This window comes from Lactobacillus sp. YT155, assembly GCF_030504545.1.
Lineage (GTDB): Bacteria > Bacillota > Bacilli > Lactobacillales > Lactobacillaceae > BQUT01.
The window spans coordinates 38,145-53,368 of record NZ_JAUKWP010000004.1 but is presented as its reverse complement, the minus strand read 5'-3'; the positions used below and the strand labels follow the sequence as shown (position 1 = coordinate 53,368).

Here is a 15,224-nt window from a genome sequence, read left to right as displayed (position 1 = left end):
TATATTTATGCAACAATCAAAACTTTTTATCCCAACGTCAAAAGAAGTTCCCGCTGATGCGGAAGCTTTAAGTCATCAAATGATGCTTAGAGCCGGTTATATTAAACAGATTTCTGCCGGTGCCTATGCATATTTGCCGTTGGCTTATAAAGTCGTACAAAACATTGAAAAGATTGTCCAAGAAGAAATGGAAAAGATTAATGCTGTACAGATGGTTGTACCAGCAATTATTCCTGCTGAGCTTTGGAAAGAGTCAGGACGTTTCGACAGTTATGGACAAACTTTATTCAAAGTAAATGACCGTCATGATCGCGAGTTCATTCTTGGTCCAACTCATGAAGAAACAATGACCTTTATTGTACGTGATTTATTGAATAGTTATAAGAAGTTACCAGTAACCTTGTATCAAATTCAAGATAAGTTTAGAGACGAAGACCGTCCTCGTTATGGATTACTTCGTGGTCGTGAATTTATCATGAAAGATGCTTACTCATTCACTTCTAATCAAGAACAATTAGATGAGTCATTTAACGACATGGAGAGAGCTTATCGTAATATTTTTGATCGCTGTGGCTTAGATTATCGTGTAATTCTTGGTGATGCTGGGGCAATGGGTGGTAGTGATTCAAAAGAATTTTCTGCTCCTGCTGCTATTGGCGAAGATACAATTGTTTATACTGAGAATGGTGATTATGCAGCTAACTTAGAAATGGCCGCTAGCCATTTTTCAAAGAATGAAGCTGCTGAAGTTCAAGAATTAGAAGAAGTTGCAACTCCCGATGTGAAGTCAATTAGTGAAGTGGCAAACTTCTTAAATCTGCAACCAAAACAGGTTATTAAAGCAATGGCCTTTATTGCGGATGATGAACCAGTTATGGTCTTGATTCGTGGTGACTATGAAGTTAATGATGTTAAATTGAAGAACTTCTTGGATGCTTCTGAATTAATTGAAGCTACTGACGAAGAAATTGTTGCTAAATTCAATTCAACACCTGGATTTATTGGTCCTAAGGATACTGATGTGAAAGTAATTGCTGACTTAACTGTACAAGGTCTCATTAATGGTGTCATTGGTGCTAATAAAAAAGATACTCACTACATTAATGCTAACCTTGACCGTGATTATCAAGTTGAAGAATTTGTAGATGTCAGGGTTGTTAAAGAAGGTGAAACTGACCTTGATGGCTCAGAACAATTACAATTCACTAAAGGAATTGAAATAGGCCACATCTTCAAGTTGGGAACTAAATATTCCAAGAGCTTGAACGCTAATTTTTTAGATGAAAATGGTCGTCAACAGCCATTAATTATGGGTTGTTATGGAATTGGAATTAGCCGTTTACTCTCAGCAATTTGTGAGCAAAACGCTGATGAAAATGGTCTAGTCTGGAACAAGGCCTTGGCACCATATAATGTTCACGTAGTGCCTGTAAACACTAAAGATGAGACTCAAGTTCAATTAGCTAATGAATTGACCAATGAACTTGAAGATAAGCAATTGTCCGTCTTGATTGATGATCGTGCCGAACGTGCAGGAGTTAAGTTCGCTGAATCAGAATTAATTGGTTTGCCAATTCGTGTTACAGTTGGAAAAAAAGCCGGCGAAGGAATTGTTGAAATCAAAATTCGTAAGACAAATGAAGTAATTGAAGTAAACAAAGAAGAGGCAGCTAATAAAATCCAAGAGCTATTTGAGAATCTTAATTAGCGGATTTTACTAGCCCTTTTTTATAGGTTGGAGTGTAATATGACTGACAAAAGTGAATTGTTTCAAATTCTCTTGAAACAAATAAAAATTGAAGAGGCAATTAAAGCTAATTCCGCGTTTGATAATGGGGTAATTAGTTCTATTGATGTACATGAAGTTAGTCAATCTTGGACTATTAACTTTGAGTTTAACAATGTTTTACCTTATGTAGATTTTCAGATGTTGAATGAAGCTCTAACTGAGTCATTCGAAGACATTGTTGAAGTCGATTTTAATATTGCTACCCGTAATCCAGTTCTTACTCAAAAAGATATTTCTGATTATTGGAAATATGTTCTCACTCATTTAAGTGTGAAGTCACCACTATTATATGAATTGCAAAGCTATGATGGACCCAAGTTCGAGAATGATCAATATTTCTTGAGCGTTCAAAATGAAGTCATTAAAGATGCTTTAAAAAATGGTCTATTGTCTGAAATTCAGAATAAATACAGTGAATTAGGATTTCCTGATTTTACAATTCTTGTAAGTGTAGATGAAACTAGAACTCAGGAAAAAATTGAGGAATTAAGATCAAAAAATAATCAAGTTGAAGAACAACTACAAAAGAAACTTGCCGAAACTCAAAAGAAATCAAATGATAAACCAAGTACAAAGAACTTTGCTATTGGAAAGACAATTTCGGACAAAGCACCAGTTATGCAGATGGCAGATATTGTTGAAGAAGAATCTTCTGTGGTTGTGCAAGGGTATATTTTTGATGTTGATATTCGCAAGTTAAAAACTGGTCGCCAACTATTAATTGTTAAGTTAACTGATTACACATCTTCGTTCACTGCTAAGAAGTTTTCTCGAAATGGTGATGATGAGAAGATGTTCGAGCAGATTAGTAAGGGTAAATGGGCCAAAATTCGTGGTAGTGTTCAAGAAGATACTTATTCACGTGAATTGGCAATTAACGCCTTTGATATTAACCTGGTTAATCATGTCGAACGACAAGATACTGCTGAAGAAAAACGTGTAGAATTACATTTTCACACTAATATGAGTCAGATGGATGCTATTGCTAGTTCGGAAGATATCGTCAAAAGAGCAGCTGATTGGGGTCACTCAGCAGTGGCAGTTACCGATCATGCAACTGCTCAGTCATTTCCGTTTGCCTATAATGCAGGGAAGAAGAATGACGTCAAAATCATTTATGGTGTGGAAGTAAACTTAGTCGATGAAGGTAATCCTATTGCCTATAATCTTCGCGATGAAGTTTTAAAAGATACCGAATATGTAATCTTCGATACCGAAACAACCGGTCTTTCTGCGGTTTATGACACCATTATTGAAATTGGTGCTGTCAAAATGAAAGATGGCCAAGTAATGGCTCGGTTTGACAAGTTCATTAATCCTGGACATGAGTTATCGGAAACAATTGTTAATTTGACTAATATCACTGATGATATGTTAAAAGATGCTGATGATGAAGCTACGGTAATTAAAGAGTTTATGGATTTTGTCGGTGACGATGTCTTGGTTGGGCATAATGTTTCCTTTGATATGGGTTTCATGAATGCAACCCTTAGACGTGCTGGACTCAATGAATTAAGTATGCCGGTTATTGATACACTTGAAATCTCGCGAACGATTCATCCTGAGTACGGGAATCATCGTCTTGATACTTTGTCAAAGAGATATGACATCAAGTTGGAACACCACCATCGGGCTGATTCTGATGCTGAAGCAACTGGTTATGTAATGTACAAAATGTTAGATGAACTGGAAGAAAAATTCAGTTTAACTAACGTTTCACAATTAAATGACCATGTAGGTAATGAGGAATCTTACAAACAAGCTCGTCCAACCCACGCTATGTTATTGGCAAAAACTCAGGATGGTTTGAAGAATCTCTTCAAGGTTGTTTCAACTTCAATGGTTGATTACTTCTATCGTGTGCCACGAGTTCCTAGAAGGGTCTTAGATAAGTATCGTGAAGGTATTTTAGTAGGATCTGCTTGTGCGTCAGGCGAAGTCTTTGTATCAATGATGCAAAAGGGTTATGAAGATGCTCTAAAAAAAGCTCAATACTATGATTATATTGAGGTACTTCCTAAGAGTATGTATGAACCATTAATTGCTTCTGAAATGGTAGCTGATGAAGCTGCCTTAGAAGAAATTATGAATAACCTAGTAAAATTAGGTGATGAATTAGGCAAACCTGTGGTTGCTACTGGTGATGCTCACTACCTTGACTCAAAAGATAGCATCTATCGTGATATTGTTATTCACGCAGTTAAGAGTAATCCATTAATACGTCAAAAATTACCAGATGCTCATTTTAGAACGACTGACGAAATGCTTGAAGAATTTTCCTTTATGGGAGAAGACTTGGCACATAAATTAGTTGTTACCAACTCGAATTTAATTGCTGATGAAATTGCTGATGTTTCTCCGGTTAAGCATGAATTATATACACCTAACATGCCAGGTGCTGAAGACCAGATTAAGGAATTAACCTTGAATAAGGCTCATGAACTATATGGTGAGGAATTACCAGAATTAGTTCAAGAACGTGTTGATAAAGAACTTAGAAGTATTATTGGTAATGGATTCTCAGTAATTTACTTAATTTCTCAAAAATTAGTTGCGAAAAGTAATAAAGATGGATACTTAGTAGGTTCTCGTGGATCCGTTGGATCAAGTTTTGTGGCTACTATGACCGGAATTACTGAAGTTAATCCCTTGCCACCTCATTACAGATGTCCTAAGTGTCACTATTCAGAATTCTTCACAAAAGGTGAATATGGGTCTGGATATGACTTGCCAGCTAAGAAATGTCCTAACTGTGATACAGACTTGGATGCCGATGGACAAGATATTCCGTTCGAAACTTTCCTTGGATTCAAAGGGGATAAGGTTCCGGATATTGATTTGAACTTCTCTGGTGATTATCAACCAGTAGCTCATAACTATACAAAAGTATTATTTGGTGAGGATCACGTTTTCCGTGCGGGAACAATCGGAACTATTGCTGATCGAACTGCTTTTGGGTATGTAAAGAACTACGAAGAAGTTACCGATCAAAAATTCCGTTCAACCGAGATGGAACGTTTAGCGATGGGTGCAACTGGGGTCAAGAGAACCACTGGACAGCATCCGGCTGGAATTATTGTAGTTCCAGAGAACATGGATATTTACGATTTCACACCAATTCAATATCCAGCAGATGACCGAACAGCTTCATGGAAAACAACACATTTTGATTTCCATTCAATCCACGATAATATTTTGAAACTGGATATCCTTGGACATGATGATCCAACGATGATTCGTATGTTGCAAGATTTATCTGGAATAGATCCATTAACTATTCCTACTAACGATGCGGAAGTAATGAAACTATTCTCAGGAACAGAATCATTAGGAGTGACACCAGAACAAATTCAATCTAATGTTGGAACGCTAGGAGTACCAGAGTTTGGTACGAGATTTGTTAGAGGGATGTTGGAACAAACTCATCCATCCACTTATAATGAATTACTCCAAATTTCTGGACTTTCACACGGTACTGATGTGTGGCTTGGTAATGCCGAAGAGTTGATTAAAAACGGTATTACAACCTTGAAGAACGTTATTGGATGTCGTGACAATATCATGACTGACTTGATTCATTGGGAAATGAGTTCTCAAAGTGCGTTTGAAATTATGGAGAACGTTCGTAAAGGAAAAGGTATTCCTGAACATCTTCAAGAAGAAATGCGTGCTAATGAAAAAGTTCCTGATTGGTATATTGATTCTTGTTTGAAGATTAAGTATATGTTCCCGAGAGCTCATGCGACCGCTTATGTCTTGATGGCTTTACGAATTGCTTACTTCAAAGTACATCATCCACTTTATTATTACTGTGCCTACTTTAGTGTGCGTGCTGATGACTTTGACCTTGTTGCAATGTCAAAAGGTAAGAGTGCAGTGAAGAATGCTATGAGTGAAATCAATCAAAAAGGAATGGAAGCTTCTAAAACCGAAAAAGATTTGTTAACTGTGTTAGAGATTGCCAATGAATGTCTAGAGCGTGGTTACGAAATCAAGATGGTTGATATTAACGAATCAGAAGCTTTTGACTTCAAGATTATTGACGACCATACATTATTAGCACCATTTAGAGCAGTTCCTGGTTTGGGAGAAAACGTTGCTAAGCAAATTGTTGCTGCACGTGAAGAAAAACCATTCTTGTCAAAAGAAGATCTTTCTAACCGTGGAAAAGTATCAAAGAAATTGATTGAATATTTAACAGTAAATAATGTTATTTCTGATTTGCCTGATGAAAATCAATTATCGTTATTTTAATTGCAATCTACAGGGATTTACTGTATACTAATATTTAGTTTATAGGATTTACGAACGAGTGAGCAGAAATGCTCGCTCTTTTTATTGAAGAATTTTATAGCATGTTTATTTTGGAGGTTTGACTTGGAAGATGTAACACAAACAATTGAAAAAATGTTACTACCAATTCTTGATGCAGAAGGCTTTGACCTTGTTGATATCGAGTTTGTAAATGAAAGTAACAATTGGTATCTTCGCGTTTTCATTGATAAAGAAGGCGGAATTGATATTGATGAATGTGCCTTAGTAAGTGAGAAATTAAGTGAAAAATTGGATGAAGTTGATCCAATTGAACAAGCATATTTCTTAGAGGTGTCATCACCAGGTGCTGAACGGCCTTTAAAAACTGATCAGGATTTAGAAAAAGCCTTAGGCGAATTCATTCATGTTTCACTTTATAAAAAAATTGAAGGTACCAAGATCTATGAAGGCCATCTAGTTAAAGTGACTAAGGATGGGTTGGAATTAGACTATAAGGTTAAAAACATTAACAAACACATTACTCTACCAAGAGAAGTTATTGCTTCTACTAGATTAGCAATTGAATTTTAGGAAGGACACAAAAAATGAGTAAAGAAATGATTGATGCGTTAGATACGCTTGAAAAAGAAAAGGGTATTGCTAAAAGTACAGTTATCGAGGCGCTTGAAGCTGCTTTGAGTGCTGCTTATAAACGTAATTATGGTCAAGCAGAAAATGTAATCGTCGAATTTGATGATAAAAAAGGTAACATTCATGTTTATGCCGAAAAAGAAATCGTCGAAGAAGTTGCTGATGAAAGATTGGAAGTTTCTTTAGAAGATGCTTTAGAAATTAACAAAGGCTACGAATTAGGCGATCATATCAAATTTGAAGTTACTCCTAAGGACTTCGGACGAATTGCTGCTCAAACTGCTAAACAAGTAATTATGCAACGTGTTCGTGAAGCCGAGAGAAGCAACATTTATGATGAGTATTCACAATATGAAGGCGAAATCATGCAAGGGGTTGTGCAACGTGTTGATAACAAGTTCGTTTATGTGAACTTTGGTCGTATTGAATCAGTAATGGGAAAATCCGATCAAATGCCTAACGAAACCTATAATCCTCAAGATAGAATTAAGGTTTATGTAACTAAGGTAGAAAACACAACCAAAGGCCCACAAGTATTTGTTTCGAGAACCGATCCAGGTTTGGTTAAGAGATTGTTTGAACAAGAAGTCCCAGAAATTTTTGATGGAACCGTTCAAATCGTGTCAATCGCCAGAGAAGCAGGTGACCGTACTAAGATTGCTGTTAAGACTGATAACGAAAACATTGATCCGGTTGGAACTTGTGTCGGACCTAAAGGCTCACGTGTGCAAGCAGTTGTCGATAATCTTAGTGGTGAAAACATTGATATTGTTAAATGGGAAGAAGATCCTACTGATTACATCGCTAATGCACTTAACCCTGCTGAAGTTATCGCGGTGCAATTCGATGAAGATGATGATAAGAAGTGTTTAGTAATCGTTCCTGATTATCACTTATCACTAGCAATTGGAAAACGAGGACAAAATGCTCGTTTAGCTGCAAAATTAACAAGTTATCGAATTGATATCAAACCTGAATCAGAAGTTGAATTCGTTTCTGATGAAGAATTTGATGAAGAAGCAGACGAATAATAACTAAACTTTTTAGGTGGTGATGACAATGGTTAAGCAAAGAAAGATTCCAATGAGAAAAGACTTGCTAACTAACGAAATGTTTCCCAAAAAAGAAATGGTTCGCATTGTTAAGAACAAAGAAGGCGAAGTATCAATCGATCCTACAGGCAAAAAGCCTGGTCGTGGAGCTTATGTTGGTTTAAACTTAGAAGCTGTAAAGAAAGCCAAAGACAAGAAAGTGATTGAGAGAGTCTTTGAAACAGAGCTTGATAGTAGTTTCTATGATGAGCTAATTGATTATGTTGAACATCAAGCAGCGAGAATGGAATTATTTGGAGATATTGGTAAAAAACATTGAACAAACAAAAAATCATTAACTTTTTAGGAATTGCTACAAAAGCCTCTAAGATCATTACTGGTACCGAATTAGTAGGTAACGCTGTTGCCGGTGGCAAGGCTAAGTTAGTCCTAGTTTCGTTAGATATTAGCGAACGGTCTTTAAAAGACATCGTTAACAAAACTGATTATTACCAAGTTCCAATGTATCAAGTTTTAACTGATGAAGAAATCATGTTAGCTACAGGGAAGAATCGTAAATTAATTGCAATTACGGATGTTGGAATAGCAAAGAAATTCAAAGAATTAATTAATTAAGGAGTGTGAATGTATATGGCTAAAAAAAGAATTTATACGATCGCAAAAGAACTAGACGTTGACAACAAAGTGGTTGTTGATGCCGCTGAAAAATTAGGCGTTGATATCAAGAACCACATGTCTTCTGTTGATGAAAATGACGAAGCAAAGATTAAATCTGCTTTGTCAAAGAAAGAAGCACCAGCAAAAACAGAAAAACCAGTTAAGAAAGAAGCTTCAGATGCTAAAAAAGAAGCTCCTAAGAAGACTGAAGCTACTTCTGAGGCCAAAAAAGAAACCAAAGCTGATGATGATAAACCTAAGAAAACAAAGATTAAGGTTACTGCCATCAGACGTCCAGAAGCTAACAAGAAAAGAGTGGGTACCCAAAACAATCGCGGTAACAATAACAACCACTCCAATAACCGCAATAATTCGGACAACAACCGTTCAAATAATAACAGTCGTCCTAATAACAACAACAATCGCTTTAATAATAATCAAAGAACTAATACTTCAGCTCCACAACCAAGAACTGGTGGTGTAGGAGCTAAGCATTTAGCTGCTTTTAAAGAACACAAGGAACAGACTGTACATTCACAAGCTAACAATCAAACTAGTAAACCAAGAAACAATAATCACACTGCTAAACCAACTTCCAAAAAACCTGAAGAAAAGAAAGTTTCCACTCCAATTCCTTCAGCACCAATTCCTGTAGAAGAAAAGAAAAATAACAATAACAACCGTGAAGTAAAACGTGATTTCAACAAGAAGAACTTAGGTAATCCATTCGGTTCAAGAAAGAAGAAGAAGAACAAGAAGAGACAACAAACTCAAAATGTTGTTAAGAAGGAAATGCCACAAAGAAAAGAACGTCCACTTCCAGAAACACTTAACTATACCGTTGGTATGAATGCTCAAGATCTAGGAAAGATTTTGCATCGTGAGCCATCAGAAATCGTTAAGAAACTCTTTATGTTAGGGATTATGGTTAACCAAAACCAATCTCTTGATAAAGATACAATTGAATTGATTGCTGAAGATTACGGTATTCAATCAGAAGAGAAAATTGAAGAAGATATCGCTAACATTGATACATACTTTGATGCTGAAGATATCAATCAAGATGCTCTTGAATCACGTCCTCCAGTTGTTACAATCATGGGACACGTTGATCATGGTAAGACAACTCTATTGGATAACTTACGTAAATCACACGTTACTGAAGGTGAAGCCGGTGGTATTACTCAACATATTGGTGCTTACCAAGTTAAATTAAATGATCGTTTAATTACCTTCTTGGATACTCCAGGACATGCTGCATTTAGTAACATGCGTGCTCGCGGAGCCGACGTAACTGACATTGTTATCCTAGTTGTTGCTGCTGATGACGGAGTTATGCCTCAAACAATTGAAGCTATTAATCATGCTAAAGCTGCTGGTGATCCAATTATCGTTGCTGTTAACAAGATTGATAAACCAGGAGCAAATCCACAACACGTTATTGAACAATTGATGGAATATGAATTAATTCCTGAAAGTTATGGTGGAGAAACAATTTTTGTTAATATCTCTGCTAAAGAAGGTACTGGTGTTGATGAATTGCTAGAAATGGTACTTCTAGAAGCTGATGTGCTTGAACTTACAGCTGATCCAACACACCGTGCTATTGGTACAGTAATTGAAGCTCGTCTTGATAAAGGACGTGGACCAATTGCTTCACTATTAGTACAACAAGGAACACTTAAGACTGGAGATCCAATCGTTGTTGGTAATACCTTCGGTCGTGTTAGAACGATGACTAATGATCGTGGACGTACTGTTAAAGCCGCTGGACCATCAATGCCAGTTGAAATCACTGGTCTAAATGATGTGCCAGAAGCAGCTGATCGTTTCGCAGAGTTTGAAGATGAGAAGACTGCTCGTGCAGCTGGTGAAGAACGTGCTAAGCGTGCCTTGGTCGAAGAAAGAAAACGTACCAACACTGTTACATTGGACAACTTGTTCGATACCATGAAAGAAGGAGAACTTAAGAACGTTGACGTTATTATCAAAGCCGATGTTCAAGGTTCAGTTGAAGCTCTTGCTGGTAGTTTGAAGAAGATTGAAGTTGAAGGCGTCCGTGTTAATATCATTCATCAAGCTGTTGGTGCAATTAACGAAAGTGATATTACTTTAGCATCAGCAAGTAATGCGATAATTATTGGATTCAATGTTCGTCCAACACCACAAGCTAAGATTGAAGCAGAAGAAGAAAATGTCGACATTCGTTTACACCGTGTTATCTATAACGCCATTGACGAAATCGAATTAGCTATGAAGGGTATGCTTGAACCAGTTTACGAAGAAAAAGTTACTGGTACACTTACTGTTCGTGAAACTTACCATGTTTCAAAAGTTGGTACAATTGCTGGATGTATCGTTGACAATGGTTCAATTACCAGAGATTCGGGTGTTCGCTTGATTCGTGATGGAATTGTTATCTATGAAGGAAAACTTGCATCATTGAAACGCTTTAAAGATGATGTTAAAGAAGTTACTTCAGGATTCGAATGTGGTATCACTATTGAAAACTACAACGACATCAAGATTGATGATCAAGTTGAAGCCTTTGTAATGGAAGAAGTTTCTGTTAAATAAGGAGATAATATATGGTCAAACATCGAATCGGTCGAGTTGAACAAGAGATTCAAAAAGAAGTTAATGACATAATTCTCAAACGAGTTCGTGATCCACGAGTTCAAGATGTGACAATCACTGGAGTTCAAATGACTGGTGATTTACAAAATGCAACCATCTTTTTCAGTATCTTATCAGATAAAGCCAGCGAAGCTCAGAAAGCTCAAGAGGGCTTGGATAATGCTACTGGATTGATTAGACGGGAATTAAGTCAAAGATTAACTATGTTCAAAACTCCCGAACTAAAATTCAAGCAAGACGATTCAATCCGTTATGGAGAAAGAATTGATGAATTGATTCGTCAAATGCACGAAAAAGAGAATAAATAATAAAAAGACTACTATTTCAATTATGAAGTAGTAGTCTTTTTTTATACGCAACTATATACTGGGTCAACTATCATTGTATCCGCTTTATTTAGAGGTTATAATGCAACCGAGAGGATGTTGTTATTAGGGGAAAGTATTGATTGAAAATATGCAAACTATTACACTATACGTAAGTTGGCCAAATCCTCTCAAAAAATTGGGAAGTCGCTGTGATATTCTATATCATGGCGATTTTTTTATTCTTGATACTTCTCATAAGATATATTTTTGAAATGTTAGTGTTTATTTAAACGAAAAAAGTAGCGATTACTCGCTACTTTTTTATTATTTGTAATATGAATAAACTTTACCATGTGTTTTCTTTAGAAGTAATTTGGAAATGAAAGGAGATAGAAGACTATCAATTCCTAATACTTTTCCACATCCATCAAGTAATATCAATGAAGCTGGGATAAGCCAAAACAAATAGCCAAATCCGGAAGCTGTCCAGATGATAGAAAGAACAAACAAGATAATTCCACTGAGACTTGTAAGAGTACCGGTAAAAATTGTAATTCCTAATATTAATGCAATAAAACTAAAAGAAATTGAGGTACTAGTTGCAAGGTAAATTAAGTAACCACCAATTAATAGTCGTAACGGCAATGACCATAAAGCATTACCGTGAGTGTCAGTTAATTTTCCAAAAACTGTTCGTTCGTTTTGAGCATCAAAGAATTCGTGTTCAAGGTATTTGAATAAGTAATAAAAAGATGATAACTGAAGGAAAGTTTTGATATTGATCATATGCTTTAATAAAGTTGCCATAAATCCTGACAAATGAATGTTATTAAAAATATTGGCTACCGCATATTTAGAACCAATGCTGACCATAAAGCCTTGATAATTTGGGCTGAACTCGTGTTGCTTAGAATTATTGATTTGGGCTATTACATTTGCGGCTGCAGTTTCTGCACTTTCTTCTGCCGCTTGAACAATTTGTGGTTCGCCTTTACCATCATTGTTAGCACTATAAAGGTTAACATCTCCGATTGCATATAGAAAATCAGAGTCATTAATTTGCATGTACTTATTAACAATTATTCTATCTGCCTTGCCTTGCTCAAATCCCAGCATATTTGCGTCAGAGTTTGCTTTTACTCCTGCAGTCCAGATTAGAGTACTAGTTGGTAACTTACTTCCGTCTTTTAAGTCGATATAGTCTTTATGAACACCTATAACGCCCGTGTTTTTCATGACATTAATATTTTGTTTCTCCATATATCTTTCAGCTTTTATAGCATCTTTAGGGTCCAACATATTCATTATAGTAGGTGCCATTTCAATGAGATTAAGCTTTATTTCATCGGGATCAATCTTGTTTTCTTTTGCTAGAATATGCTTCCATTCAGCAAATTCTCCAATTGTCTCAGTTCCTGTGAAACCTGAGCCAACCACTGAAATCGTAAGGAGAGATTCTCTTTTCTTTGAATCTTGCTCAATTGCACCTTTACGTATAGTAGAAATGATATGCTCTTTAATTTCAATTGCTTGTTCCCATGAACCAAGAGTGAAACCAAATTCTTTTACACCTGGTGTATTAAAGTCATTTGGTTCTGAGCCAATACCAATAATTAAATAGTCGAAATTATATGAGTCATGTTCCCCAATAACTAACTTATTAGACTGATCTACTTTAATTATTTTATCGGTGATTAAGTGTACATTTTTTTGTTTGGAAAAAAGTCTCTGTAGGTCGTACTGAATTGCATCCTCTGGAACTCTGTTGGCAGCTACCTCGTGCAATTCTGTAAGATAAGTAAAGTAAGAATGTTTATCTATCAAAGTTATCTGGACGTCAGAATTTCTTTTAAATTTTCTGGCTAATTTTTTTGCGGTGAAGATACCGGCAAAACCGGCACCAACAATTAGTATATTTTTTTTCTTCATTGTGCATTCCCCTTTGTTAAAAAAATTTCAAACAGTTAGATTATAACGCTTTCAATTGTAAAAATAAAATTATATTTTATCATGCAATTCTTTCTACAAAGGGTTTACAATGCATTCCGGAGTGCTATAATCGACATTGTGAAATAAATATAAAAAGGGGTGCACTATGGACATAATTATTTTACTTATCATGACGTATTTATTCTATTTATTGGCAATAAAGCACGACACATCAAAGAAGATATTCGTACTTTTTAGTGTCGTTCTTGTACTAGTTATTATATTGTTTAAACTACATGCCACAAGTACATTACCAATAAGCTTATAGGAGAAAGGGGAGAATATAAATGCAAAGCACAGCAGAGAATAAAAAATGGGGTAATCTAGGATTTGGATTGGCAATTCTTTTTGTCGTTGGATATTCATTAATGCTAATTGGTTCTGTTGGAACACAATTAGCAATTCACGATTTACCTTGTCCACTATGCGTATTACAACGTTTGTCAATGGCAATGACATCAATAGGACCAATGTACATAATTATACAAACTTTGAACGGTAAAATTGATACTGAAAAATTTGCAACTGGTTATGGATTGTCACTAATCTTTTCAATTTTTGGAATGGTAGCTTGTGTTAGACAATTACTTTTGCACATTGCTCCTAATGACCCAGGATTCGGACCAGCTGTTTTAGGAATTCATTTTTATACATGGTCACTAGTTACATTTATTGTAGTAATTGCATTTTGTGGAGTTAATTTAGCATTTGCTAAGTACTTAACACCTACTAAAGATGCATCAATGCAGAAGTTAGGTGATCTTGCCTTAAAATTAATGTTTTTCATGGTTGTACTAATGTTTGTGTTAATGATCTTCCAAGAAGGATTCAACTTTAAACTTCCTGACGATCCAACACATTATCAACTATTCGATTTATTTAAATAAAAGATGAGAAAATTCTCATCTTTTTTATTTGCATTCGACTCATTAGGAGATATATATGAACTTGAAAATTTTTTTAGAATTGGTAGAAGCCAAAACTAAGTTGGCTAGTATTCTTCCTTTCTTTGTAGGTACTTTCTTTACTTTTGCTTACTTCAATCAATTTGATTTACTAAACTCGGTACTTTTCTTTTTTTCAATGTTAGTTTTTGATATGACAACCACTGCAATCAATAACCTAATGGATTATTTAAAAGCAAAAGACAATAATTATAAATTTAAAGTAAATCTAATTGGTAGAGAAAAAGTCAGTGTGTCCTTGGTGAAAGGAATAATTATTTCAATGTTACTATTTTCAACAATTGTTGGAATAGTTTTGGTTAGGCTCTCGAATTTATCATTATTATACTTAGGGGTTTTATGCTTTATAATTGGAATTTTTTATACATATGGTCCTTTGCCTTTATCTAGGCTTCCATTAGGAGAAGCTTTTTCGGGGATAACTCTAGGATTGGGAATTCCTTTGATTACAGTAATTGTTAATACTCACGAGAATGTATTTCTTGCGTCCGGTAAAGACTGGTTGGCAATTATTCTGGTATGTGTCACTCCAGTTGCCACCATAGCCAATATAATGCTTGCGAATAACTTATCAGATATAGATCAAGATATAAAAAATGAACGAAGGACTTTACCAATTTTGGTTGGGAAGAAATTGTGCATTAAACTGTATCAATTTTTAGCCTATGCTGGATATTTGGCAATTATACTATTGTTAATTTTTAAAATAGCAGAATGGCCTATATTGTTGGGATTTTTATCACTAGTTCCAGTAGTGAAAAATGTGACGATATTCTCAGCTAAACAGAGTAAAGCAAAAACATTTCCAACGTCTATTCAAAATTTGGTATTTGAAAATATATCTTTAGTAATAGCAATTGGAGCTTGGATAATATTGAAATAGAATTAAATATGAGTATTGATAGCGCTTACTTTAAGTGAT

11 protein-coding genes and 1 pseudogene are annotated in these 15,224 nt (G+C 35.4%); 11 read left to right on the top strand and 1 reads right to left on the bottom strand.

Going from position 1 to position 15,224, the window contains the following annotated elements:
• Positions 1 to 7 precede the first annotated feature (7 nt).
• From Q2T76_RS05500 to rbfA, 8 genes and pseudogenes are all read left to right on the top strand, one after another.
• Complete coding sequence (locus tag Q2T76_RS05500) at positions 8 to 1,708, top strand: proline--tRNA ligase (RefSeq protein WP_302084529.1); 1,701 nt, start codon at positions 8 to 10, stop codon at positions 1,706 to 1,708.
• 39 nt (positions 1,709 to 1,747) lie between these two features.
• On the top strand, positions 1,748 to 6,043 hold the full coding sequence (locus Q2T76_RS05495) for a PolC-type DNA polymerase III (RefSeq protein WP_302084528.1): 4,296 nt from the start codon (positions 1,748 to 1,750) through the stop codon (positions 6,041 to 6,043).
• 123 nt (positions 6,044 to 6,166) lie between these two features.
• On the top strand, positions 6,167 to 6,634 hold the full coding sequence (gene rimP, locus Q2T76_RS05490) for a ribosome maturation factor RimP (RefSeq protein ID WP_302084527.1): 468 nt from the start codon (positions 6,167 to 6,169) through the stop codon (positions 6,632 to 6,634).
• Positions 6,635 to 6,648: 14 nt separating this feature from the next.
• Positions 6,649 to 7,701 (top strand): annotated as a pseudogene (gene nusA, locus Q2T76_RS05485) (transcription termination factor NusA); the annotation flags it as partial.
• Between the two features lie 52 nt (positions 7,702 to 7,753).
• Positions 7,754 to 8,065, top strand: a complete 312-nt coding sequence (locus tag Q2T76_RS05480; protein WP_302084526.1) for a YlxR family protein — start codon at positions 7,754 to 7,756, stop codon at positions 8,063 to 8,065.
• Entirely contained in the window at positions 8,062 to 8,361 is a 300-nt protein-coding gene (locus tag Q2T76_RS05475; RefSeq protein ID WP_302084525.1) for a ribosomal L7Ae/L30e/S12e/Gadd45 family protein, read from the top strand. Before Q2T76_RS05480 ends, Q2T76_RS05475 begins: the two co-directional genes overlap by 4 nt.
• A 15-nt stretch (positions 8,362 to 8,376) precedes the next feature.
• Complete coding sequence (gene infB, locus Q2T76_RS05470; RefSeq protein WP_302084524.1) at positions 8,377 to 10,980, top strand: translation initiation factor IF-2; 2,604 nt, start codon at positions 8,377 to 8,379, stop codon at positions 10,978 to 10,980.
• A gap of 11 nt (positions 10,981 to 10,991) precedes the next feature.
• A complete protein-coding gene (gene rbfA / locus Q2T76_RS05465; protein ID WP_302084523.1) occupies positions 10,992 to 11,348 on the top strand; it encodes a 30S ribosome-binding factor RbfA in 357 nt (118 codons plus the stop codon).
• Positions 11,349 to 11,672: 324 nt separating this feature from the next.
• Here the strand turns inward: rbfA and Q2T76_RS05460 are convergent, their stop codons facing one another.
• The gene (locus Q2T76_RS05460) at positions 11,673 to 13,277 is read right to left on the bottom strand and encodes an NAD(P)/FAD-dependent oxidoreductase (protein ID WP_302084522.1); all 1,605 of its coding nucleotides are present in this window, start codon (positions 13,275 to 13,277) and stop codon (positions 11,673 to 11,675) included.
• Between the two features lie 166 nt (positions 13,278 to 13,443).
• Between Q2T76_RS05460 and Q2T76_RS07925 the strand changes: the two genes are divergently transcribed.
• Genes Q2T76_RS07925 through Q2T76_RS05450 form a run of 3 tightly spaced genes read left to right on the top strand, consistent with a single transcriptional unit; the run spans position 13,444 to position 15,185 of the window.
• A complete protein-coding gene (locus Q2T76_RS07925) occupies positions 13,444 to 13,605 on the top strand; it encodes a hypothetical protein (RefSeq protein ID WP_367881613.1) in 162 nt (53 codons plus the stop codon).
• A gap of 19 nt (positions 13,606 to 13,624) precedes the next feature.
• Positions 13,625 to 14,224: a disulfide bond formation protein B gene (locus Q2T76_RS05455; RefSeq protein WP_302084521.1), complete on the top strand. Its 600-nt coding sequence runs from the start codon at positions 13,625 to 13,627 to the stop codon at positions 14,222 to 14,224.
• A 55-nt stretch (positions 14,225 to 14,279) separates the two neighbouring features.
• Positions 14,280 to 15,185 carry a 1,4-dihydroxy-2-naphthoate polyprenyltransferase gene (locus Q2T76_RS05450; RefSeq protein WP_302084520.1) on the top strand — a complete coding sequence of 302 codons (906 nt, stop codon included), beginning with the start codon at positions 14,280 to 14,282 and terminating at the stop codon, positions 15,183 to 15,185.
• Positions 15,186 to 15,224 lie beyond the last annotated feature (39 nt).